The 22,472-nt window shown below is 35.7% G+C and carries 24 protein-coding genes and 1 tRNA gene; 8 read left to right on the top strand and 17 right to left on the bottom strand.

Features of this window, described 5'->3' with window-relative positions; all coding sequences use genetic code 11:
* The first annotated feature begins 3 nt into the window (after nt 1–3).
* Nucleotides 4–2,562: a [protein-PII] uridylyltransferase gene (gene glnD, locus FIT63_RS03555; RefSeq protein WP_189342247.1), complete on the top strand. Its 2,559-nt coding sequence runs from the start codon at nt 4–6 to the stop codon at nt 2,560–2,562.
* A gap of 45 nt (nt 2,563–2,607) precedes the next feature.
* Nucleotides 2,608–3,738: a glycosyltransferase family 4 protein gene (locus FIT63_RS03550; RefSeq protein WP_140006585.1), complete on the top strand. Its 1,131-nt coding sequence runs from the start codon at nt 2,608–2,610 to the stop codon at nt 3,736–3,738.
* Nucleotides 3,739–3,795: 57 nt separating this feature from the next.
* Here the strand turns inward: FIT63_RS03550 and FIT63_RS03545 are convergent, their stop codons facing one another.
* Nucleotides 3,796–5,073, bottom strand: a complete 1,278-nt coding sequence (locus FIT63_RS03545) for an O-acetylhomoserine aminocarboxypropyltransferase/cysteine synthase family protein (protein ID WP_140006584.1) — start codon at nt 5,071–5,073, stop codon at nt 3,796–3,798.
* 19 nt (nt 5,074–5,092) lie between these two features.
* The gene (locus FIT63_RS03540) at nt 5,093–6,418 is read right to left on the bottom strand and encodes a flavin-containing monooxygenase (protein ID WP_140006583.1); all 1,326 of its coding nucleotides are present in this window, start codon (nt 6,416–6,418) and stop codon (nt 5,093–5,095) included.
* A gap of 378 nt (nt 6,419–6,796) precedes the next feature.
* Between FIT63_RS03540 and FIT63_RS03535 the strand changes: the two genes are divergently transcribed.
* A complete protein-coding gene (locus FIT63_RS03535) occupies nt 6,797–8,083 on the top strand; it encodes a tyrosine-type recombinase/integrase (RefSeq protein WP_139870324.1) in 1,287 nt (428 codons plus the stop codon).
* Here the strand turns inward: FIT63_RS03535 and FIT63_RS03530 are convergent.
* On the bottom strand, nt 8,080–8,925 hold the full coding sequence (locus FIT63_RS03530) for a hypothetical protein (RefSeq protein ID WP_139871494.1): 846 nt from the start codon (nt 8,923–8,925) through the stop codon (nt 8,080–8,082). The two genes, FIT63_RS03535 and FIT63_RS03530, sit on opposite strands and share 4 nt — an antisense overlap.
* Before the next feature lie 175 nt (nt 8,926–9,100).
* Between FIT63_RS03530 and FIT63_RS03525 the strand changes: the two genes are divergently transcribed.
* A complete protein-coding gene (locus FIT63_RS03525) occupies nt 9,101–9,301 on the top strand; it encodes a helix-turn-helix transcriptional regulator (protein WP_139870322.1) in 201 nt (66 codons plus the stop codon).
* Nucleotides 9,292–10,347: an AAA family ATPase gene (locus tag FIT63_RS03520; protein WP_139870321.1), complete on the top strand. Its 1,056-nt coding sequence runs from the start codon at nt 9,292–9,294 to the stop codon at nt 10,345–10,347. Before FIT63_RS03525 ends, FIT63_RS03520 begins: the two co-directional genes overlap by 10 nt.
* A gap of 522 nt (nt 10,348–10,869) precedes the next feature.
* Here the strand turns inward: FIT63_RS03520 and FIT63_RS03515 are convergent.
* From FIT63_RS03515 to FIT63_RS03500, 4 genes are read right to left on the bottom strand one after another with little or no spacing between them, the layout of a single operon-like run.
* Entirely contained in the window at nt 10,870–11,268 is a 399-nt protein-coding gene (locus FIT63_RS03515; RefSeq protein WP_139874520.1) for a hypothetical protein, read from the bottom strand.
* Entirely contained in the window at nt 11,268–11,594 is a 327-nt protein-coding gene (locus FIT63_RS03510; RefSeq protein ID WP_139874519.1) for a heavy-metal-associated domain-containing protein, read from the bottom strand. The genes FIT63_RS03515 and FIT63_RS03510 overlap by 1 nt, the downstream gene beginning before the upstream one ends.
* Before the next feature lie 9 nt (nt 11,595–11,603).
* The gene (locus FIT63_RS03505) at nt 11,604–12,263 is read right to left on the bottom strand and encodes a hypothetical protein (RefSeq protein ID WP_139874518.1); all 660 of its coding nucleotides are present in this window, start codon (nt 12,261–12,263) and stop codon (nt 11,604–11,606) included.
* 52 nt (nt 12,264–12,315) lie between these two features.
* Entirely contained in the window at nt 12,316–12,672 is a 357-nt protein-coding gene (locus FIT63_RS03500) for a hypothetical protein (RefSeq protein WP_139871486.1), read from the bottom strand.
* Nucleotides 12,673–12,881: 209 nt separating this feature from the next.
* Between FIT63_RS03500 and FIT63_RS03495 the strand changes: the two genes are divergently transcribed.
* On the top strand, nt 12,882–13,487 hold the full coding sequence (locus FIT63_RS03495) for a cation efflux transmembrane domain-containing protein (protein WP_139870182.1): 606 nt from the start codon (nt 12,882–12,884) through the stop codon (nt 13,485–13,487).
* 485 nt (nt 13,488–13,972) lie between these two features.
* Here the strand turns inward: FIT63_RS03495 and FIT63_RS03490 are convergent.
* The 3 genes from FIT63_RS03490 to FIT63_RS03480 form a co-directional block, all read right to left on the bottom strand.
* Nucleotides 13,973–14,062: transfer RNA gene (locus tag FIT63_RS03490), tRNA-Ser, on the bottom strand.
* Between the two features lie 24 nt (nt 14,063–14,086).
* Nucleotides 14,087–14,620: a peptide deformylase gene (gene def / locus FIT63_RS03485; protein WP_140006582.1), complete on the bottom strand. Its 534-nt coding sequence runs from the start codon at nt 14,618–14,620 to the stop codon at nt 14,087–14,089.
* Nucleotides 14,621–15,376, bottom strand: a complete 756-nt coding sequence (locus FIT63_RS03480) for an S-methyl-5'-thioinosine phosphorylase (RefSeq protein WP_140006581.1) — start codon at nt 15,374–15,376, stop codon at nt 14,621–14,623.
* 51 nt (nt 15,377–15,427) lie between these two features.
* Between FIT63_RS03480 and FIT63_RS03475 the strand changes: the two genes are divergently transcribed.
* Together FIT63_RS03475 and hpnD are read left to right on the top strand one after the other, a co-directional pair.
* On the top strand, nt 15,428–16,285 hold the full coding sequence (locus FIT63_RS03475) for a squalene/phytoene synthase family protein (RefSeq protein ID WP_140006580.1): 858 nt from the start codon (nt 15,428–15,430) through the stop codon (nt 16,283–16,285).
* The gene (hpnD, locus tag FIT63_RS03470) at nt 16,282–17,139 is read left to right on the top strand and encodes a presqualene diphosphate synthase HpnD (protein ID WP_140006579.1); all 858 of its coding nucleotides are present in this window, start codon (nt 16,282–16,284) and stop codon (nt 17,137–17,139) included. The genes FIT63_RS03475 and hpnD overlap by 4 nt, the downstream gene beginning before the upstream one ends.
* Here hpnD and radA read toward each other — a convergent pair.
* From radA to rpsF, 7 genes are all read right to left on the bottom strand, one after another.
* The gene (gene radA, locus FIT63_RS03465) at nt 17,121–18,491 is read right to left on the bottom strand and encodes a DNA repair protein RadA (RefSeq protein WP_140006578.1); all 1,371 of its coding nucleotides are present in this window, start codon (nt 18,489–18,491) and stop codon (nt 17,121–17,123) included. The two genes, hpnD and radA, sit on opposite strands and share 19 nt — an antisense overlap.
* Nucleotides 18,484–19,560 carry an alanine racemase gene (gene alr / locus FIT63_RS03460; protein ID WP_140006577.1) on the bottom strand — a complete coding sequence of 359 codons (1,077 nt, stop codon included), beginning with the start codon at nt 19,558–19,560 and terminating at the stop codon, nt 18,484–18,486. The genes radA and alr overlap by 8 nt, the downstream gene beginning before the upstream one ends.
* A gap of 5 nt (nt 19,561–19,565) precedes the next feature.
* A complete protein-coding gene (gene dnaB / locus FIT63_RS03455) occupies nt 19,566–20,945 on the bottom strand; it encodes a replicative DNA helicase (protein ID WP_140006576.1) in 1,380 nt (459 codons plus the stop codon).
* 67 nt (nt 20,946–21,012) lie between these two features.
* The gene (gene rplI, locus FIT63_RS03450; RefSeq protein ID WP_139867652.1) at nt 21,013–21,465 is read right to left on the bottom strand and encodes a 50S ribosomal protein L9; all 453 of its coding nucleotides are present in this window, start codon (nt 21,463–21,465) and stop codon (nt 21,013–21,015) included.
* A gap of 12 nt (nt 21,466–21,477) precedes the next feature.
* Nucleotides 21,478–21,705: a 30S ribosomal protein S18 gene (gene rpsR / locus FIT63_RS03445; RefSeq protein ID WP_046487999.1), complete on the bottom strand. Its 228-nt coding sequence runs from the start codon at nt 21,703–21,705 to the stop codon at nt 21,478–21,480.
* Between the two features lie 9 nt (nt 21,706–21,714).
* Complete coding sequence (locus tag FIT63_RS03440) at nt 21,715–21,963, bottom strand: primosomal replication protein N (RefSeq protein ID WP_420886447.1); 249 nt, start codon at nt 21,961–21,963, stop codon at nt 21,715–21,717.
* Nucleotides 21,964–22,005: 42 nt separating this feature from the next.
* The gene (gene rpsF / locus FIT63_RS03435; protein ID WP_046487989.1) at nt 22,006–22,383 is read right to left on the bottom strand and encodes a 30S ribosomal protein S6; all 378 of its coding nucleotides are present in this window, start codon (nt 22,381–22,383) and stop codon (nt 22,006–22,008) included.
* Between the last annotated feature and the right edge of the window lie 89 nt (nt 22,384–22,472).

The following is a 22,472-nucleotide window of genomic DNA, read 5'->3' as shown; positions in this document are numbered from 1 at the left end:
ATCTTGATTCAAAAAGAAATACTAAGCTTTAAAAAAGAGTTAGCTTTAAACGAGTTAAATCTCATTAAAATATTCTTAAAAAAAAGAGATGGTCTATCCTACCTTCAAAATCACTCACAGCTTATTGATAAAACATTAAGTCAAGTTTGGCAAGATCTTCAATTCGGCAATACCGCATCTCTCATTGCTTGCGGAGGTTATGGTCGGCAAGAACTTTTCCCATATTCGGACGTTGATTTACTAATATTAATCCCAAAGGGTCGCAACAAACACCTAAGTCAAAAAATTGAACAGTTTATTAGTTTGATATGGGATCTTGGCTTACGAATCGGTCACAGCGTCAGAAGTATTAACGAAACAAAAATTGAAGTTAAAAGGGACATCACAGTACAAACAAACCTCTTGGAGAGTAGGTACCTTAATGGCAATAAAGTTCTTTATAAAAACTTACAAAAGATTATAAATGACACACTTATTCCTGAACATTTTTATCAAGGCAAGTTAAAAGAACAGGACCTTCGCCATCAAAAATATAATCAATCTGCATACCAATTAGAACCAAATATAAAAGAAAGTCCTGGAGGCCTAAGGGATCTTCAGATGATTCAATGGATAGGCAAAAGCCGTTCTAAAAGATTTACACCAGAAAAGTTGAATCAAAAAAAATATCTTGATAAGAAAAATTATCAGAAACTTATTAAAACCGATATCTTTTTTAAGAATTTGAGAATCCTTCTTCATGTCACTGCAAAACAAAGTGAAGATAGGCTGCTTTTTGACTATCAAAATGAGTTGGCATTGCTATTGAAATACAAAAAAACCACTCACAAGAAGAGAAGTGAATTATTTATGAAGGATGTCTACGAGGCAATTAATTTTACAACCTTCATTAACGAAGTGCTCTTAAAAAAACTGAGTCCAAAAGATACTAAGAACATAACTAAAATTACTGATAGCAAATTATTAATTATAAAAAATGATTATCTTGAAATAAATCCCATATTTCAAAATAAAAATATAACGCCATATATTTTTGATGTATTCATCACCTTTCAAAAATATAAACTCCTTAAATCATTAGGTCCGAACCTTCTCTGTCTCCTCAGTGATGCAGCAAACAAAATAAACGTAGCATTTCGAAAAGATAAGAATCAGCAAGAAAAGTTTTTATCCATCTTAAAGTCAAATAATAAGGTCAACCGATCGCTTCGAATCATGAACAAATGTAATCTAATTGGCGCATATATTCCCGCATTTGGAAAAATAGTCAGTCAAATGCAGCATGATTTATTCCATATTTATACTGTTGATGAACATATTCTAAATGTCATTCAAAATTTAAGAAGATTCGCAAAAGATGAGTTGAAACATGAGTTTCCCGATTGTTATGATTTATTTAAAAACTATCCGAATAAACATATTCTTTACCTTGCTGCACTATTTCATGATATTGCAAAAGGAAGAGGTGGGGACCATTCCGAACTTGGGGCTAAAGATGTTAGTGAATTTTCAAAACTTAATCATTTGCCAATACATGATGAGGCGCTCATCGAATGGTTAGTCAAATCACATCTGATGATGTCTCATACAGCGCAAAAATTAGACTTGTCAGATCCGAGAGTTATTGAAGAATTTGCAAGAAAAGTTGTCAATAAAGAAAATTTAACTTCACTTTATCTATTAACAGTTGCCGATATTAGAGCCACAAGTCCTCATGTTTGGAACCAGTGGAAAGCCACCCTTCTAAAAAATCTTTTTAAATACACGCTCAATTATCTAGAACATGACAACTTATCCCATGAAGATTCAATCGCAAAACGAAAAGAAAAAGCAGCTTTAATACTCAATACATACAATATCAATGATGATCTCTACAAAGGGCTTTGGGAGAGTTTTGGTAGAAACTATTTTTACAAATATACAGAAGAAGAAATTGCATGGCAAACAAGGCTATTATTTACTCATGCGACACCAAAAAAACCTATCATACGCGTTAGACATCGCTCAAATGGTGAAGGTATTGAGGTTCTTATTTATCAAAAAGATACGATGCATATTTTTAACAAGACCTGCCATTTTTTTGACGAAATCGGATACAACATAGCAGCAGCGAAAATATTCACAACTCAACATAATTATGCCCTCAATCTTTTCGATTTGCTTGATGCTAATCCAAAAAATGTAAGTTACGAAGGCTTATTTAAATTTATAGAAATAGAATTAGTAAGTCGATTAGAAAATAGCAAAGAAACTAAACCAACAAAACTTTCAGAAAGAAGCCGACAAGCAACACACCACGCTTTTGATACGAAAATTTCGATTTCACAAGTTGAACAGTCTCATATTTACCAGTTGGATATTATTACAGATGATAGGAGCGGTCTTTTGAGCCTAATATCTGACCAATTATCAAAAGAAGATATCTCTATCAATCAAGCAAAAATAAATACACTGGGATCGCGAGCCGAAGATACATTCTTAGTCGCATACAAAAATAACTTAAAAATGAATCAAAATAAGATAAATGATTTAGTTGAAAAATTAAAAGCTGTCATAGCGTGAGATCTCAATCACGTATAATCAAATTTCTACATACGGTATTGTCATATGAAAATAGCAATTATTAGAAGAAAGTTTACTGCTTTTGGTGGCGCAGAAAATTTTATCCTGAGAGCATCGTCTGGTTTAAGTCAGCTTGGCATTAATTTTTTTATTATTTCTGAGCTTTGGAAGCGAAATGACAATACCTCAAAAAACATTCATTGGATTGAAGCCAAGTCCCATGGCTTATTTAGATTCTCAAAATCCTTAAGCTTCCAAAAATCAGTCATGAAAATTATTGCTCTGAATAATTTTGACCTTATTCAGTCTCACGAAAGATTGGTCGGAGTAGATATTTATAGACTGGGAGATGGTATTCATGCAGCCTGGATCGATAGAATGAAAAAAAATAGTCCTTGGTATAAAAAAGCTTGGCTTAATATCGACCCCTATCATCAAAAAATAATTCGTATCGAAAAAGAGATGTCTAAAGACAAAAATCTTTTTTATGTCGCAAATAGTGATCTTGTTAAAAATGAATTATATAAATACTACAAAGTACCAGAATCTCGTATTAAAGTGATTGAAAATGGTATAGATGTAAAATCATTTTATCCTGTATCGGCTTCGAAAAAAAAATCTTCTAAAAAACAATTAGCGCTCAATCCAAAATTACCTGTAGTGCTTTTTGTGGGCTCAGGTTTTGAAAGAAAAGGTGCTTTTGAAATTGTTGAGGCCATTAAATTACTACCAAAATTTCAAGCTATCATTGTTGGTCAGGACAAGAAAATAAATAAATTAAGAGATCTAGCTCGCGGCCATAACATTCTTGTGACTGGACCCCAAGATAATATCCAAAAATATTTAGATGCAGCAGATATATTTTGCCTGCCCTCTCTTTATGACAGCTTTCCTAATGCAGCTCTTGAGGCACTTTGTTGCGGACTACCCATCGTAATTACAAAAGATGTTGGGTTAGCACCTCACATTAGGAGGAATCTTGCTGGTGTTATTTGTAAGAAAGATAAACACAGTATAGCTAATGCTTTAATTAAAACATGGGGGAAAAGAAAGTTATTTTCAAAAAATGCATTAAGTACAGCAAAAGCATTTAATATAAAAATTAAAAATAAAGAGTGGTTTAATTTATATAATAAATTACTAAACATAAAGAAAATGAAAGTTTTACTCGGCTAATCTTTATATGGCCTAAGACCACTTCCGATGACTAAGGATATTAAACCTCGAAGCCTTCTATTTTGAAGCCTCAATAGCTTGTTCAACATCACCGATGATGTCATCAATATGCTCAATACCCACTGAAATTCTTATCAAATCTTCACTAACACCAGCCAAAACTTTTTGTTTTGGCGTTAATTGTCTATGCAAGGTTGATGCTGGATGGCATGCGAGTGATTTAGCATCCCCCATACTCAGTACCCTCAAAATTATTTGAAGTGCGTCAATAAATCTAGCTGCTGCCTCACTTCCACCCTTAATGCCAAAACTGATGATACCTGAGGCCTGACCATTGGTTATTTTTTTACAAACATCATGATATTTATCGTTAGGCAGAGCAGCATAATTTACCCATTCCACTCGTTCGTGGTTTTCTAGGTATGTGGCTAACGCAAGAGCATTTTGGCAATGTCGCTCCATCCTTACGCCCAACGATTCCAGCCCTAGCATTATTAAAAAAGCGCTATGGGGTGACAAGCAGGCTCCTGATTCCCTTAAAGGAACAACCCGACAACAAGCAATAAACGCAGCAGGGCCAAAATGTTCTGTATATATAACTCCATGGTAAGACGGGTCTGGTTCATTAAGCATTGGATATTTCTTTGCCTCCTTAACCCAATCAAATTTTCCCGAATCAACAATGATTCCGCCAATCGTCGCCCCATGACCATCTATATATTTTGTAAGGGAGTGAATAACAATGTCCGCTCCAAAATCAATAGGCCTGCACAGATACGGTGTGGCTACAGTATTATCGACAATCAAAGGGATACCATGTTTATGCGCAATTTCTGCAAACTTCTTTAAGTCAATAATATTGCCCAAAGGATTACCAATTGATTCACAATAAATAGCCTTAGTGTTTTCATCTATTGCTTCATCCAGCCCCTTAAAATCTGCTCCATCAACCATTTTCACAGTAATACCCTGCTTAGGGAAGCTATGCATAAAACAGTTGTATGTCCCTCCGTATAGCTGATTGGTACTCACAATATTATCCCCAGATCTTGCAATACACTGGATAGCATATGTGATTGCAGCCATGCCAGAAGCTAGAGAGAGCGCTCCAATACCCCCTTCCATTGCCGCGACTCTTTTTTCAAGTACATCATTCGTAGGATTACCTATTCTTGAATATATATTTCCTTCAACCTTAAGGTCAAACAAGTCTGCGCCATGCTGCGTATCGTCAATAGTAAATCCTGAGGTTTGATAGATTGGTGTTGTTGCTGCTTTTTGATCATTTTTATCTGAATCATAACCGTGATGCAGCGCTATTGTTTCGAGTTTCATAAGTGTATCCATTTAACTATCATTTGAAATCTACTGCTCCATCATTAATTCTTGTCCATTTAAAAATTAGATAATCTAGGTAGTAATTTGAGTTATAAAATTTATAAGTTCGACTAGGAAATTTGTCTACTGATCGCAATACATAATTTGCTTCTATTGATGGCTTTGATTCTTTACCCACGTATTTAGGAGTGCAGCTCGCTAATCTTTTTTTCTCCATATACTTGAGCGTTCGGCAAATGCGCTGACTAACTATTTCGCATCTAGCAGTCCAGCTAAAATTGATATATCCAGTATGTGCAAAAAGATTTGGTATCCCACTAAACATCATCCCTCTGTACCAACTCGTATCATTCATATGTATTTTTTTATCGTTCACTAAAATATCAATACCGCCTAGTAATTGCGCATTAAGACCTGTAGCCATAATGGTAAGATCACATTCAATAACTTTTCCATTTTTTAACTTAATACCATTTTTTTCGAAATTACTAACCTCTTGGTGCTCTACAGATACTTTACTTAATTTTACAGCGTCAAAATAATCATTATCTAAGCTACAAGCAGGCCGTTGATCCCAGTAATCATACGAAGGTATGTTAGTGTTATTGTAATAAGGGTAGCGAGCTATAATCATTTTTTTATATGATTTTTTAAAAAGCCTGCTATGAAAATAATCCATTAAGGTTTCAAACGATTTATAGCGACGTGTTGATTTTTCCTTACCATCTACATTTACAATCCACGCAGCACTTCGTTGAACTAATGTTACCTTCTTAGCTTCTTTTACAATTGCCGGTGCCATAGTAACAGCCGTGCACCCGCTTCCAATAATAGCTACACTCTTACCTTTAAACTCCACATCACCCCAATCTTGGGTATGTACAATCTCTCCTTGGTATTTGTTTTCATCTTTAAACTTGGGAAAATTAGGGTTTGTATAATCACGCGAACCAGTGCAACAAATAACATATTTACTGGTGAAATCTTTATGGCTGGTTCTAGCTGTCCATTGGTTATCACTCCAGGATAATGAAGTGACCTTTGTATCGAATAATATGTGCTCTCTGATATTAAACTTTTTTGCAGTATCAGCTAAATAGGCTTTGATGTCTTTTCCCTCAGCTATTATTGATCCCTGCCAAGGATTAAAGCTGAATCCGTAGGTATACATATCAGTGTCTGAACGAACGCCAGGGAACCTCATCTGATCCCAAGTTCCACCCAGATCACTTCTTGCTTCTATGATCACATATGTAAGATTAGGGAAATTTTTTTGTAAGTAATATGCTGTTGTTAATCCAGCTATTCCAGAACCAATAATAACTATGTCTATTTTTTTCATCTTCAACCAATCAATTTTTACTATGAATGCAAAACGGGCTTAGTTATTCATTATTTAAATATACTATTATTACTTATGTGTGACAACTTCGATAGATGTTAGTTCAGTAAACTAAAGGTAGAATTTAATTGGGAATTAGAAGGTTTTAATCACTTACCAATAATACTGGGCCGCACAAATTAAGAATAAAGATGTATGGCGGAAGAGGTGTGACCTATTTATTCTCTAACACTTGATTTCTACCACCCTCTTACCCTCTCCCAATATCCCTCAAATACCCATTATATATAAGATTTAGTTAATTAATTACTCTTGCTTAGTCTATAACCCTATATTAGAATCTTTCTCAATTGTGGACAAAAGAGTGGACAAAAATTTATGGGTTATGGCGTTAACCTTCTAAGCAACGTTAAAGTAAAAAATTCAACTTGCCCTAATGGCAAAGCTTACATCTATGAGAATGATGGGGGTGGATTAAGGTTGCGTGTTGAACCAAATTCCAAGTATTGGCTATTCAGAGGCAAGTTAGGTGGTAAAGAAATACAATTAAGTTTTGGCACTTACCCTTCTGTTGGATTAGATGAAGCCAGAGGATTAAGGGATATCTCTAAGCAACAGCTCAAACAAGGTATTCATCCTAGAGATTATTTCAACAATATTAAGAATAAAAACCTAGAGAAATCTAGTGATAAATTCATGTTCTCTACCCTATTTGAAGATATGGTGGAGTATCGCTCTACCATGCTTGATAAAGTGTGGTCTAAGTCTCATATTAAGCGTTCTAGAGGCATTTATAAGAACTATTTAGAGGCAGATTTAAAGGATAAATCCATCCTATCAATTACTGACTCTGACCTACTCCAAACTTTAAAAAAAGTTAAATCCAATCCAGTTAAATTAGTGAGTGGAAAGAAAGATATCCAACGATATAACAGAACCACTACGATGAATTTAGCCAAGTCACTTATCAACCTCGTTTATGAATATGCATCTGAAGAAAGAGCATATAAAGGGGATAACCCACTAGATAAGATTAGAAAAAATAAAGTATTTAAGAAAACCAAAACAATCAGCCATAAGTCTGTTGATTTAGAAGACTTAGGAATGTATTGGTCTAAGGTTCAAAAACTCCCAATTGTTCAAGATAAGGTATATCTCATCATAAATATTGTTACAGGCTTAAGAGTTGGTTCTTTGTCTAATGCAAAATGGAGTTGGTATAGCCCAGCTAAAAAAACATTAAGTATTCCTAAAGAGTTTATGAAGAGCAGCAATTCATTTGTAACTCCCCTTCCAAACATTGCGGTAAATTTACTTAATGAACTTAAAGACATTCTCAAGGCAAGCAAAGATGATTTCATATTTACTAATCGTTTTGGAGATGCCTACGCATCTAGCAGACCTAGATTGTTAATTAAGGAAATGGGATTTGATGCAACAGCTCATGGAAATAGAACAATTGTCAAGCTTACTTGTTTAAGACACTCAGGATTTCCTAATGTAGTCATTGAGAAACAACTTGACCATGAATATGGTTCAGCAGTTGAAAGGTCTTATATGGCTGATTATGATTGGTTAGATGAAAGAAGAAAACTTGTTGATTGGTTATTGAGCTATCTTAAAGATAAAGAAAAGGAATATAAAAAAACTCTAAATCATAGTTAATGAAGAGTTGAATTGGATTTGATTATCTGGACGTCTTTCACTTCTAACTTTCCTATACCATAGGTTATGAATGAGGCATAAATCTCTAATTTTTCTGGAAGCTGTATTCCATTCCAATAGTTACGAACTCTATCAATTTCCTCAGTTGATAACATGGCTTTTTTATTCATAGCTCTTTCATATAAATACTCATTCAAAGCAGCCCATTTATATACTTCAAACTTTTTCCTGTAGGTCCTTGAATCGTGATTAGGAGTATTGAAATTATTTATTTCATTTTCCATAACCTTATTAAAGGTAATATCATTTTCAATGATAGTTTTAACAAATCTATTAATAAATAATGGTGGCTCAATAGGATTGTCATCAGGACGACCAACGCGAGGCTCATATAGAGCTTGTTTGACACGCATATCATCAATATTGGGATGATTAGATATTCTTTTTATTACATCGCTAATTAGTTCAAATACTACCCAATTAGCTTGATTGGGATTTTCTTTAAATATATTTAATTTTGCTTCCCTAGTGAACATGCCTAGAACGATTTTAATATCTTTGTTATTTGGCATATTCTTTAAAAAATAATCCAAAGCGATGCCCTCTCTAAACTCCTTAAATACGTTCATGCTTTGTTGAAATGATTGCTTAATTAAGAGCCAATCAGAATTCTCTACATTTTTGTATCCACTCAAGATGGCATCTTGAATTTCATCAATATAGTTCTTCAGAATAAGAAACTTAGTATTTTCAGATTTTAAATGGCTATGAAGATGGCTCCAGTTACTCTCTTGGACTGTTTGCTGAAGAATCTTTAACCAATCGTCATATTTAATTTTCATAAAACATACATTTAATTAATCCTAATTTCACCCTTATTAAAATTTAATCAAGAAGAAGAACATACACGATGTAACTTTAAGAGACTAATGAATCTTCTGAGAGTTATGCGAATACTTTATCAGCTAGTTATTGTTGGTCAAGTATCTTTATTAAACGCTTAAAAAGGAAATAGAAATGAACAAGAAGGCACATAGAGTTAAAGATTTAGCAGCGATATTGGATATGGGTGAATCAACTATCTGGAAACTTGCTTCAGACAAAAATAGTGATTTTCCTAGACCTATCAAAATTACTTCAAGACTTACAGTCTGGAAAGAAGAAGATATCCAAGCATGGTTAGATACTCAAAATGCTAAGGAGAAATCATGCAAATAGGCTCGCCAGAAATTAGCAAGGAAATAATGAGAAGAAGTTACACGATTGATGAGCTTGAAAACCTTCCTAAACTAAATTGGCTAATAAAAGATATCTTGGTTGATGGGGGTATAGCAACCATATATGGTGAAAGTGGATCAACAAAATCATTCCTAGCTATAGATTTAGCTATGCACTTAGGAACAGGCTCAGCATGGTTTGGGCTTCCAGTTTCTAGAGATATACCAATTATTTACACAGCGTTAGAAGGATTCAGGGGTGTGGCTAAAAGAATTCTAGGATGGCGCAAGAAAAATGCTACCTCTCCTTCTACTATGCATATTGACGAAGACTCTTTACTTTTAGGTGACAAAGGCTCTGTTGAAAACTTCATCAATTATTACAAGGGAAAACAATTTCATAGTGGGATGGTCATTATAGACACTCTAAATATGGCTTGTCCAAATATAGAAGAGAACTCTGCCTCTGAGATGAGTGGTGTTATAAGAAAAGCAAAGTTAATTACTGAGCAGCTCAACTCCACTGTATTAATCATTCACCATTCAGGTAAAGATGAGTCTAGAGGAATGAGAGGAAGTTCAAGCCTCAAGGCGTCAATGGATACCATCATCTTTGTTAAAAAAGATAGCAATGGAAATTTTGAATGGACTTTAGAAAAATCTAAAGATAGTGAATGTGGTATTAGATACGGCTACAGATTAGAAACTCTTGAATTAGATGTTTATGGTGAAGTTGAAACAACTTGCACTGTAGAAAAGCTTGGAGAAATTTTAGAGAAAAGTAAAAACATTAAACTAACAAGCAAGCAAATAAGGGTTTTAAACTTATTGAAAGATAGGCTATTACCACTATCATCTGGTCATGATGATATGGATATCGTAATAGAACAATGCTGCAATCTCTGGACTGAGCATCCCTCAGCAAAAAGAACTTATGACATGAGAATTATTATAGGTAACTTAGTAAATAAAGGACTAGTTGGCACTGGTTCAAGAGGTAATTTAAGTGACCAAGTATGGATTACTGATAAAGGTATGAAAGAATAACTCCAGCCTCTCTACCCCCTTAGGGTGTATAGAGAGCTAGAGTTTATATTCCATCTAGCTATCTCTAATATAGAGTCATCTAGAGTGCTTAGAGTTTACTTGAAGTCAACTACACAAATCCTATATAAATCATATAGTTAAGTGTGAATATAATTAACTTTTAAGGATTTAGAATTGAATAAAACGGAGTTATAAAAGAGGTGTATACCCCCTCCACCCCTTCGTCTTATATAGGGGATGTGACACTAAAATTTTTGGCAAAAATTAAAGATTAATAGCTACAGAAGTCTATTCCTAAGCTTTCTTCGAAGCACACCTAAGCACACCACAGATAAGAAAAGCCACTACCAAGAGTGGCTTTTTACTTCTTACTTCTTATTTCTTTTTGCTATAAAACAAATACTTAATAAATGACGCAATACCTAAAACCAAAAACGTTGTCATTAGTAAACACATAATTACCATATGCCAACAGTGTGCTTCACCCATCATATGTTCCATACTATTTCTCCTTGTAAAAGGTTAGCTCATTAACCAAGGTGCTACAAAAGCCATAAAGCCACCTATGAAAAATACACAAACTGAAAAAAAATAAACTCTTAGTGAGTTTACTCTAGTTTTATTACAAAGTTCCGCTAACTCTTTATCACTCGGACAAGGTAAGGATCTAGCTTTCCATTGTAGAAATCCAGATATTGATAACATCACTCCTGCAAATATAAACACACCTAATTTATGTTCTGAAAACCAAACAATTTGTGGCACAGAGCTCACCACTGATGCCATCACAGCGCCTGCTCCCAAACTTACTAATAACGCAGGTAAGGCACAACAAATCAGTGTGCCTCCCGACGAAAAAAGAGTTAGTAAGGATATATGCTTGGTTTTAATTAACTTAGGATCTAAATATTTTTTCGGCATTATTTATCCGCACCTGATTTGATATGCTCAATAGGATGCTCGCTTACTTCAATACTTTTAACTTCATAGCCTACATCCTTGATGATTTTTCTAATAACATCTTGCGATAAAGTTAAACCATCTTTGACTTCAACTACGACCAGACGATTCTTTAGCCCAACATAGACATCCTTTGTTTCACTCAAGGCTTTCATTTTCTTTTCAATGCCTTGCGCACAAAAAGAACATACCATCCCGTTCATAGTGACTTTATAAGATGGCGTCGCAAAACCATTCAAGCTAGTTAAAAATAATCCTAAACCTACTACTAATAATAAATGTTTCATAAAAACTCCTTAAAATGTATACATAAGATTTAAACGAGGTTGGCCACTATTGTTCACACCACCCTCCACAAAGATATTTTTATTAATCAGTCTCAACATAGGTGTCACTTCAATCTTGTCAGATATTTGATTGGTATATTTTGTCTCTAAAATAAACCACGGCTGTGTTTGATCGTAATCAGCTTCGTAAAAAGAAAAACCTGCACGAATTGATGTAGTGTCGTGATTTAAATTTGAAGCTCGGTAGAGTTTATGAGTGGTCGCAAAGTAAATACGAGTTGTCTCATAATCAAACTGAAAGCCTGGAGATGCAATAAATTTTCTATCAATACTTTGATTATCAACACTTCCTCTGATCTCACCTATCCCCATAAATAACCATAGATTACTTTGAGCATCGGTTAAATTCCAACGAGACAATAGACGAGTGTAATTAAGCGTATCGACTTCACGTTTATCTTTGTAATCATCTGAACGAAACTCAAGATGAGTTAATCCCAAAGCGTCACGAGATGTAATCGCATAATTAAACCCGGCTTCACGCCAATTTTGATTGAAGTCCCCCATAGTCATGACAGAACCCTCAAAACCCATAGGTGCTGCTACTACTAGGTGGCTTGATAAAAAGATTAAGGGAATGACCCATAATCTATAGTTACAAGTAAACATAGATTTCCTTAATTAATAAAAATAAGGCTTAAAAAAAGCCTAAAACTATTTTTTAAGAAAAGCTGATGGGTGGTCTTTGAATGCTCGGGGAAATTACAGAATCGTAATGATATGAATACTCGTTATAAACGTTGCCGTTATCTTGAAAAAATACAACAGCAGTATCCTGAGTTAATGCCGCCATACCAACTTGGGCACAGAATGATAAACAATGATGAGAAGTTTTATGACTTTGCACTTCTTTAGATTGTTTATGTTCTTTAGTTTGATGGCAATGGCTCATCTTTGTTTCAGCAGTCACTGAAGTTTTATGATTGTTTTGACAGGCGAGCTGAAAGCTAGCTGCAATGCTTTGCAGTGGCATTACAAGCAATAAACATAAAACTAGATAATTTCTAATAGCTTTCATACATTTATGATACGCTTTTATTATTGAAAGTTCAATATCATCCAAAAATCTCCTGATTCCGGATGTTTCCTAGCACACCCCTATTTCACCCCCGCCAAAATCCCCTGCCTTGAACCTTCTGCCTAGCAGACAAATACTGTAAAATGTTCTCTTCTGGGGGATTAGCTCAGCTGGTAGAGCAGCTAAAACTCAACTTAATAAGATAAGAAATGTCAGATTGCTGCGAAAATAAAAGCTGTGCTATTGAAGCTATGAAAGTGAATCAGTCTAAAACATTAAAAATCGTTTTAGCGATTAATGTCTTTTTATTTATTGTTGTTTTTAGTTCAGGCTTGATTGCTCAATCCACAGGTCTTATGTCAGAGAGCTTAGATGATTTAGGAGATGCAATCACCTATGTATTAAGTCTATTTGTTATTTACAAAAGTAATCAAGCTAAAGCTCGTGTAGCACTTTTTAAAGGGATATTAATTTTAATAGGTGCGCTCTTTGTTTTATCACAAGTCATTCAGAACATCATTGACCATACGACACCCATTTTTGAAATCATGAGTATTGCTGGAGTAATAGCATTAGTAGGAAACTTAACTTGTTTGTATTTGCTTACAAAACACAAAGATCAAGATATTAATATGTCATCTGTTTGGGAATGTTCAAGAAATGATATTGCAAATAATATTGCTGTCATCATTGCATCACTTATTGTGTGGTTTACACAGAGTGGTTGGGCAGATATCGTGGTGGGATTAGCACTATCAATCTTTTTGCTACGCTCATCCTATAAAGTCATTAGCACGGCTATTAGAGAAATTTGAACTAAAAAAACCAGCACTTACAAACACACCCCTATTCCACCACTAGCAAAATCCCCCGCCTTGAAGCTTCTGCAACCCAGACAATTACTGTAAAATATCCGTTCCTGGGGGATTAGCTCAGTTGGTAGAGCAGCGGACTCTTAATTTATCGTGAACTGCTTAAATTTTTAGTGTCGACCTAGACAAGATAGAACTCACAGTCAATTCAGGATATCTTTTCTTCTATCGTTATAAATTAATACGCTAACTTAATCATCACTCTTTTTCTGTTTATCAACTTACAGAGGTTGAAGAATCATTGACAAATTTGATACATATCAATAATAGGTATCCAACTTGATTAAGTAGAAGAAATATCAAAATTTTTAGTCTAAAGTGGACAAAATTGTGGACAAAATTGCAAAAAATACACTTTAAAAATTCAGTGTATTAGTGTGTAACCTATTGATTTTAAATGATTTAGATTATAAAAACTGATATTGATTTGGCGGAAGAGGTGAGATTCGAACTCACGGAGGGGATGAACCCTCGACGGTTTTCAAGACCGCTGCCTTAAACCGCTCAGCCACTCTTCCGGAGCGAGAATTCTATCATAACCTTTAATCATCTTGAAGGTTTGAATCGGGGAATAAAACGTCAGAGAATCCAAAATTACTCAAATCTTCAATTCTCATTGGATATAGCACACCATCTAGATGATCACATTCATGCTGCACAACTCGCGCATGAAAGTCACTCACAGTGCGATCAATTGGATTGTGGTTCAAATCATAACCTTGATAGCGGAGTTTTTTAAATCTTGGCACTAACCCTCTCATGCCGGGAACGGAAAGACATCCTTCCCAACCCTCTTCCGTTTGATCATCGAGTAACGTAAGTTCTGGATTAATTAAAATCGTATAAGGTACCTCTTCCGCATCTGGGTACCTTGGTGTTTTTTCTACGCCAAAGATAACAACCCTTAAGCTAATACCTATTTGTGGTGCTGCAAGACCTGCTCCATTTAAAGCATGCATCGTATCTTGCATATCCTCAATGAGATCTCTTAAAGCTTGGCTTTTAAAATCATGAACCGGCTCTGCAACGTTTAAGAGCAGCGGATCCCCCATTTTTAATACTTGTCTAATAGCCATTTAATTTTTTAAAACGACTTCTTGAATCAACTTAACCACATCCGTCATCATTAAACGGCAAACATCATTATCACAAAGCTCATTAATGCTAGAGAATGAAATAGCGTCTTTACTCTGTCCCCTGCCCGCGGCGTGATTCACCATAGGACATATAGCCGCATAAGCCATATTGAGTTCTTTTGCTAGAACAGCCTCTGGCATTCCAGTCATACCGACTATAGTTACTCCATCCTTCTCAAGGCGATTAATTTCAGCAGCTGTTTCTAATCTTGGGCCCTGAACAGCCGCATATACACCACCAGCTATTAATGTATTTATAGAAGATTGAGCGATATTAATAATAACTTTTCTCAAAGGTTCATCATAAGGATAAGTAAAATCAATATGTTTCACAGGCATTTCAGCACCATCAAAATAAGTATTTTTTCGTCCATAAGTGTAATCAATGATCTGGTTCGGAATACAAATAGTCCCAGGCTTTACTTTGTCGTCAATCACACCAACTGTTGCTACTGAAATTATCCTTGCAACACCAACTGATTGTAATGCCCATATATTGGCGCGATAATTAATTTCATGAGGTGGAATTGTATGCCCTGAACCATGTCGAGCTAAGAAAACAACATTTTTACCTGACAAAGTTCCAAAAATAAGTGGTTGAGATGGCTCTCCGTAAGGGGTTCTAATAAGCTCCCGCTTTACAACTTTTAGCTCTTGGATTGAAGCTAGACCAGTACCACCTATAATACCGAACATGAAACTCACCTTATCTATTAAAGAATTCTATTCTATAACATACTAGAGCTTATGAAGCCGACACAATCCATAATCAGCCGTTACAAAATCACTCAATCAAAAAACCATTATGAAAATTTTACCGTAGGGACTTTGGTACTAGGAAAAGATTTACGAGAAGCAATCATCACTTTATATGCTTTTGCTAGACTTGGTGACGACATTGCCGATGAAGGAAATAAGTCAAAACAACAACGCACCAAAGAGATTCGATACCTCAATAATCATCTTAAAAAAATTGAATTTAATCAAAAAATTAACGACGGGTATTTTAAAATATTACAAAAATTATATATAAAATATAGTTTTAAAATCAATAACTTATATAGATTTATTAATGCATTTAATCAAGATATTAATTATAAACAACATGCTCGATTTAGTGGCTTAATCAGATATTGTGACGATGCTGCGAACCCAGCAGGTGAGCTCATTTTAAGTCTTGTAAAAGAAGATAACAAAGAAAATATTCTTAAATCCAACGCGATTTGCACAGCATTAGCGCTTATTAATTTCGCCCAAGGGGTTGTGGAAGATTATGAAAAAGGCCGAATTTATTTTCCCAAAGAAGAAATGAAAAAATTTAATTTGAATATCGAAGATATACAACAAAGAAACTTTACAAGTCAGTGGGTAAAGTATAAAAAATATTGGGTTAAGCGGAATTATAAAATCCTCCAAAGAGGATTAGGTTTAGGAGAAGCTATAAAAGGTAAGCTTGGTATAGAAATACAAATGATAGAACATGCGGCACTTTTACTATTAAAGAGAATGGAAAGAAATAACTGTAATTTATTCATTAGCCCGCCTAAAATTAATACATTAGATTGGATATTCATTTTTTTAAAAGTTGCACTGCGATCACTATGACCCCTATTGAATATTGCTACGAAAAAGTCAAAAAGAGTAAATCAAATTTTACTTGGGCTTTTTACTTTATCAGCAAAGAAAGACGAGACGCGCTCATATCACTTTATGCATTTTGCAGAGAAATTGATGACATTGTGGATGAGACTTTGGAAATCGAAGTAGCTACTGCAAAAATAAATTGGTGGAAAACTGAAATTAATCGTTTATTTCATGAAACGCCTCAACACCCTGTCTCAAAGTCACTTTTAAAGTTTGTTCATATCTATGAACTTAATGAAGCCTATTTTATTGAAATGCTAGACGGTATGGAAATGGATCTAAAATTTAATCGCTACGAAAACTTTAAACAGCTTCAACTTTACTGCTATAGAGTAGCTGGGGTGGTTGGTATATTGAGTGTAAAGATATTAGGTTTTAAAAACCAAGGGACTTTGAAGTACGCTCACGATTTAGGCATTGCCCTTCAGCTAACAAATATTATTCGTGACATTGGAGAAGATGCAAGAAAAAATAGAATCTATATTCCGCTCGACGAACTCAAAGAATTTAATGTATCTGAAGATGAAATTCTAAAATTTCATGAAAGTATTAATTTATCAAACCTGCTGATGCATCAAATTGCGCGCGCAGAAGTGTTTTATAAAAATGCCTATCAAAAACTTCCTAAAGAAGATCTTAATCAGCAAATTCCAGGACTACTTATGGGTAAAATTTACGAAACATTACTTCTTGAAATTAAGAGAGATAAACCAGAGCAAACTCTCAATCGCAAAGTGTTGCTTCCACCTCTCAGAAAAATACTCGTGATACTTTCATGCTTCTTTAAAAGTAAACTTTATGCTTTGAGTAATTGAAGAGCTTGAGATAGGTATTCAATACCTAACACCTCAATCCCAGCAATTTTCTGTTTTGCGATATTTGCTTTTGGAATAATGGCTCGCGTAAATCCTAATTTAGCTGCCTCTTTAATCCTCTCTTGACCTCTTTGAATAGGTCTCACCTCTCCTGCTAATCCCACCTCACCAAAAATGATTGTCTTTTGATTGATTGGCTGATCCTTAAATGACGAAACGATGGCGCATAGAATAGCAAGATCGACACCTGGCTCAGTGATCTTAACGCCCCCTACTGCATTCACAAAAACATCCTGATCGAAACATGCAATGCCACCATGTCGATTTAGCACGGCTAGCAACATAGAAAGTCGATTTTGCTCTAAGCCTACACCCAGTCGTTTAGGTGATGCCCCATGCGCATTATCAACAAGTGCCTGTATTTCAATAAGCAAAGGTCTTGTACCTTCTTGAGTTACAGTAATACACGATCCAGAAACCTCTTCATGATGATGCGATAAAAATAATGCAGATGGATTTGTGACTTCGCGCAATCCTTTTTCAGTCATCGCAAATACACCAAGTTCATTCACAGCGCCAAAACGATTTTTAAATGCACGTACCATTCTAAAGCTTGAATTTTGATCGCCTTCAAAATAAAGCACGGTATCAACAATATGTTCTAATACGCGAGGCCCTGCCAGAGAACCTTCTTTTGTGACATGGCCCACTAAAATCATACTGACTTCTAATTGTTTTGCGATACGCGTTAATTGTGCAGAGCATTCTCTGACTTGTGTGACGGATCCGGGAGCAGACTGCAATTCTTCAGAATAAATTGTTTGAATGGAATCAATAACAACCAAATCGGGTTTATTTTTTTCAATTGACTGAATAATTTTTTCTAAATTAATTTCAGACAATATAAAAATATCTGAAACCTCGAGCTCTAATCGTTTTGCTCGCATAGCAATTTGCTGTGGTGATTCTTCTCCACTAACGTAAATCACTTTACATGGTGTTTGAGTTTTGTCATTCGTCATGTGGGAAAGTGCTTGAATGAGAAGTGTTGATTTACCTATACCTGGATCTCCACCAATTAAAACCACACCGCCTGGAACAAATCCACCTCCCAGCACACGATCAAATTCACTGATACAAGTCGTTCTTTTATAAACAGCTGACATTTTCACTTCATTTAGTTTTTTTAATTCTGAAGTTTGTGTCAAAGAGGCATATCGACTAGGCACGGAAGCTTCGATAATACTTTCTACCATCGTATTCCAAGTCATACAATGCGGGCATTGACCTTGCCATTTGGTTGATTGGCCGCCACATTCAGTACAAACGTACGCAATTTTATTTTTAGCCATGGATAATTTCTATAGGGACTCTCTTTGAAGCCGATATAGCGCAGAGCAATTCATAACCAACTGTGCCAGCTTTTTCTGCAACTTCATCAACAGGTATATGTTCTCCCCATAATTCAACATCACTTGAAATAGATGCTTGAGGTATGTTGGTGACATCAATATAGAGCATGTCCATCGACACCCTTCCTACGGTTAATGTTTTTTTTCCTTCTACATAAACAGGCGTGCCGGTTGGTGCATGCCGAGGATATCCATCTGCGTAGCCACATGCAACAACGGCGATTCGCATATCATTTTTAGCTTTAAAAGTTTCACCATACCCCACTGAATCATCTTTAGATAAATTTTGTATCGCAATAATTTTACTTTTTAATTGCATGACAGGTTTGATATTAAATGCGCTACTTTTTTGCCCCCTAATTGGCGATGCGCCATAAAGCATAATGCCGGGTCGAACCCAATCAAGATGTGTCTTTTTAAAATTCACAATAGATGCACTATTTGCAACTGAATGAGAAAAATTAAAATGCTGTGCGATATCATTAAAGACAGTCAATTGCCAATCTACGCCTTTCGGCTCATCTGCCGTTGCAAAATGAGTCATCAGTGTGATTGACTTAAAATGAGATTTGTTTTGTAAAGTTTTAAGAATTTCTTTTGCTTCGTTAGGATTAAAACCTAAACGATTCATGCCGGTATTAATCTTGAAGTGAATATCGATTGGATGATTAAGTTTTAATTTTTCAATCATTTGTAATTGATGAAGATTATGAACTACAAGATTAAAACGCATTTTTGCTGCAATAGAAATTTCGTAAGATTCAAATGCGCCTTCGAGTAATAAAATATCTTGCTCAAAACCATGCTCCCTTAAATCAATAGCCTCATTTAAAGCAAGCACTGCAAAACCATCACTCTCGCTTAATCCTTGCGCAACATTAATAAGGCCATGGCCATAGCCGTTAGCTTTTACTACGGACATGATTTTTGATTTAGGAGCTAATTGCTTAACAACAGCGAGGTTATGTCGCAGCGAGGCCTGATCAACAAATACCTTAAGAGGACGCATCTAGTTTATTCGTCGTAAGATTGAAAACCTGGATTAGCAAAGTTTTCAAAGCGTGTGTACTCGCCTAAAAATGTTAGCTTTACTCTTCCAATAGGGCCATTTCTTTGTTTTGCAATAATAATCTCTGCAACACCTTTGTCTGGTGTATCGGGGTTGTAGACTTCATCGCGGTAAATGAAAAGTATTAAATCGGCATCTTGCTCAATTGCACCTGATTCTCTTAGATCTGACATAACAGGTCGTTTATCAGGTCGCTGCTCAACGCTTCGATTAAGCTGAGACAATGCAACGACTGGCACATCTAGTTCCTTTGCTAGTGCTTTTAATGATCGTGACATTTCAGAAATTTCCGTTGCACGATTTTCACTTTGTCGACCACCAGGCGCTGACATTAATTGAAGGTAATCGATTACGATTAAACCTAATTTTCCGCACTGTCTTGAGAGCCTTCTAGCACGGGCTCTAATATCAAAAGAATTTAAAGCAGCCCCTTCATCAATATGAATAGGTGCCTCATTAAGCCTGCCTAAAGCATGTGTTAATCTTTCCCAATCATCATCCTCTAATCGTCCTGTTCTCATCTTGTGCTGATCTAAACGACCCACCGAACCTAAAAGACGCATCGTTAATTGGGTAGATGCCATTTCCATTGAAAATACGGCAACTGGCAGCCCTGTATCTAGGGCTACGTTCTCTGCCATATTAAGTGCCAATGAGGTCTTACCCATCGAAGGGCGGCCAGCTACGATCACAAGGTCACCAGGTTGCAGTCCTGAAGTCATAGCATCCAGGTCTGAAAATCCTGTCGGCACTCCAGTAACGTCGCTAGCACCGGCGGTAAATAAATCATCAATTCTTTGAGCTACCTGGGGCAAGAGCTCTTTAATATCCTTAAAGCCTGATTGGTCATGTTTTTCTTTTTCAGCAATTTGGAAAATCTTTGCCTCTGCTTCATCAAGAAGCTGCTGCGCATCTCGTCCTTGAGGTGCAAATGCGCTATCAGCAATATCAGACCCTACTTCAACTAAATGTCTCATAATTGAACGTTCGCGAACAATCTCCGCATATCGACGTATATTTGCAGAAGTTGGAGTATTCTGTGCCAAGGAGCCCAAATAGCTAATACCCCCTACCGTCACCAATTCTGCATTTTTTTCTAAGGATTCGGCAACAGTCACAATATCGGCTGGGCTATTTTGCTCAACGAGCTTAATAATATGTTGGTAAATTAAACGATGGTCTTGACGATAAAAATCATTTGGCGATAGAAGATCTGCGATTTTATCGAGCGCTTCATTTTCAATCAGCAAACCGCCCAATAAGGACTGCTCAGCCTCTATAGAATGAGGTGGTAATTTAAGGTTATTAAGAATGTCGTCGGCCATGGATTAATTATAACGGAATAAAAAAAGGCTGCTCTAGGCAGCCTTTAAAAAAATAGATTGCTTTTTATTAAGCAGGTTCACCAATCACGTCAATTGAAATATCAACTGTCACATCATGATGTAAAGCAATAGTCACTTGATGTTGGCCCACTGTTTTAAGTGGTCCGTTTGGCATGCGAATTTCAGCTTTCACAACCTTGATATTTTTAGCTGTTAGGCCTTCAGCAATATCTGTATTTGTGACCGAGCCAAAAAGTTTGCCATCAACACCTGATTTTTGCGTTACAGATAGAGTAAAGCCAGCAAGCGCTTTTGCTCTCTCTTTAGCTGCGTCAAGAAGCACCACTTGTTGCTTTTCAAGCTCAGCACGTTTTGCCTCAAACTCAGCCTTGTTTGAATCAGTTGCACGTTTAGCTTTACCTTGTGGAATTAAAAAATTTCGACCAAAGCCGTCCTTAACTTTAACAATGTCACCAAGGTTTCCTAAATTAGCTACTTTCTCTAATAAAATAACTTGCATCTTGTAATCTCCTTAGTGCTTATCAGTGTATGGTAAAAGCGCTAAAAAACGAGCGCGTTTCACCGCAATATTGAGTTGACGTTGATAAATGGCTTTAGTACCTGTAATACGCGCTGGAATAAGTTTTCCATTTTCAGTAATAAAGTCTTTTAATAAATCAACATCCTTGTAATCTACTTCTTTAATGCCTTCAGCACTAAATCTGCAGTAACGTCTTCTTTTGTACATTTCTCTAGCCATCATAAACTCCTATAGATATTCTATAAAATTAATATGGAAAATTAGCTGATTACTTTTTGCGCTTTTATTTCCAATAAACCCTTTTGTTTTAATTCTGTCGCCAATTTTTAAAGGTATCAATGCATCATTACCCATAATTTTTGCGCTTAACTCACAATTGATTGTCCGCTTTAAATTTGCCTCAATCTGCTCCGAGCTATGTTTTAACGTAAGATTAAGAGCTGGTATTCCTGCGGGTGTATAACGAACCGAGTCCACATGGCACACTTCCCCAGAAATCTCTAAACAATTCAATCTAGATTAAGCTACAGCAACCTCAGGTGCAGCGCGCTCATCTTTATCAAGCACTGATTTTGATTTTTCTTCTTTCATCATAATTGATGGTGCAGTCACGGCTGTTTTTGTGCTCATAATCAAATGACGTAACACGGCATCATTGAACTTAAATGCATGCTCTAATTCTGCAAGCGTTTCAATGTCGCATTCGATATTCATCAGCACATAATGCGCTTTATGAATTTTTTCAATCATGTAAGCAAGCTGTTTGCGACCCCAATCTTCGAGGCGGTGGAGCTTTCCACCTTTGGATGTGACTAGAGATCTGTAGCGTTCAATCATGCCAGGCACTTGTTCGCTTTGATCAGGATGTACGATAAATACTACTTCATAATGTCGCATATAAATCTCCTTATGGTTAAAAGCTTTCAGTGATGCAACTCACTGTAAAGCAAGGTAGAAAGATCAAGTATTATAGGTGTTTTTTAGAT

Origin of the sequence: Candidatus Methylopumilus planktonicus (assembly GCF_006364715.1) — a bacterium.
GTDB lineage: Bacteria > Pseudomonadota > Gammaproteobacteria > Burkholderiales > Methylophilaceae > Methylopumilus > Methylopumilus planktonicus_A.
Note: the sequence above shows the minus strand (reverse complement) of the source record. Positions and strands in the feature narration are given on the sequence as shown.

Coding starts and splice junctions, on each gene's coding strand:
- FIT63_RS03535 (WP_139870324.1), top strand. CDS start 6,797: ATGGGTTATGGCGTTAACCTTCTAAGCAACGTTAAAGTAAAAAATTCA.
- FIT63_RS03495 (WP_139870182.1), top strand. CDS start 12,882: ATGTCAGATTGCTGCGAAAATAAAAGCTGTGCTATTGAAGCTATGAAA.
- FIT63_RS03545 (WP_140006584.1), bottom strand. CDS start 5,073: ATGAAACTCGAAACAATAGCGCTGCATCACGGTTATGATTCAGATAAA.
- radA (WP_140006578.1), bottom strand. CDS start 18,491: ATGGCTAAAAATAAAATTGCGTACGTTTGTACTGAATGTGGCGGCCAA.
- dnaB (WP_140006576.1), bottom strand. CDS start 20,945: ATGGCCGACGACATTCTTAATAACCTTAAATTACCACCTCATTCTATA.
- FIT63_RS03540 (WP_140006583.1), bottom strand. CDS start 6,418: ATGAAAAAAATAGACATAGTTATTATTGGTTCTGGAATAGCTGGATTA.
- FIT63_RS03525 (WP_139870322.1), top strand. CDS start 9,101: ATGAACAAGAAGGCACATAGAGTTAAAGATTTAGCAGCGATATTGGAT.
- FIT63_RS03530 (WP_139871494.1), bottom strand. CDS start 8,925: ATGAAAATTAAATATGACGATTGGTTAAAGATTCTTCAGCAAACAGTC.
- FIT63_RS03520 (WP_139870321.1), top strand. CDS start 9,292: ATGCAAATAGGCTCGCCAGAAATTAGCAAGGAAATAATGAGAAGAAGT.
- rpsR (WP_046487999.1), bottom strand. CDS start 21,705: ATGGCTAGAGAAATGTACAAAAGAAGACGTTACTGCAGATTTAGTGCT.
- FIT63_RS03550 (WP_140006585.1), top strand. CDS start 2,608: ATGAAAATAGCAATTATTAGAAGAAAGTTTACTGCTTTTGGTGGCGCA.
- rpsF (WP_046487989.1), bottom strand. CDS start 22,383: ATGCGACATTATGAAGTAGTATTTATCGTACATCCTGATCAAAGCGAA.
- FIT63_RS03480 (WP_140006581.1), bottom strand. CDS start 15,376: ATGTTCGGTATTATAGGTGGTACTGGTCTAGCTTCAATCCAAGAGCTA.
- FIT63_RS03475 (WP_140006580.1), top strand. CDS start 15,428: ATGAAGCCGACACAATCCATAATCAGCCGTTACAAAATCACTCAATCA.
- FIT63_RS03510 (WP_139874519.1), bottom strand. CDS start 11,594: ATGAAACATTTATTATTAGTAGTAGGTTTAGGATTATTTTTAACTAGC.
- hpnD (WP_140006579.1), top strand. CDS start 16,282: ATGACCCCTATTGAATATTGCTACGAAAAAGTCAAAAAGAGTAAATCA.
- def (WP_140006582.1), bottom strand. CDS start 14,620: ATGGCTATTAGACAAGTATTAAAAATGGGGGATCCGCTGCTCTTAAAC.
- rplI (WP_139867652.1), bottom strand. CDS start 21,465: ATGCAAGTTATTTTATTAGAGAAAGTAGCTAATTTAGGAAACCTTGGT.
- alr (WP_140006577.1), bottom strand. CDS start 19,560: ATGCGTCCTCTTAAGGTATTTGTTGATCAGGCCTCGCTGCGACATAAC.
- FIT63_RS03505 (WP_139874518.1), bottom strand. CDS start 12,263: ATGTTTACTTGTAACTATAGATTATGGGTCATTCCCTTAATCTTTTTA.
- FIT63_RS03515 (WP_139874520.1), bottom strand. CDS start 11,268: ATGCCGAAAAAATATTTAGATCCTAAGTTAATTAAAACCAAGCATATA.
- FIT63_RS03500 (WP_139871486.1), bottom strand. CDS start 12,672: ATGAAAGCTATTAGAAATTATCTAGTTTTATGTTTATTGCTTGTAATG.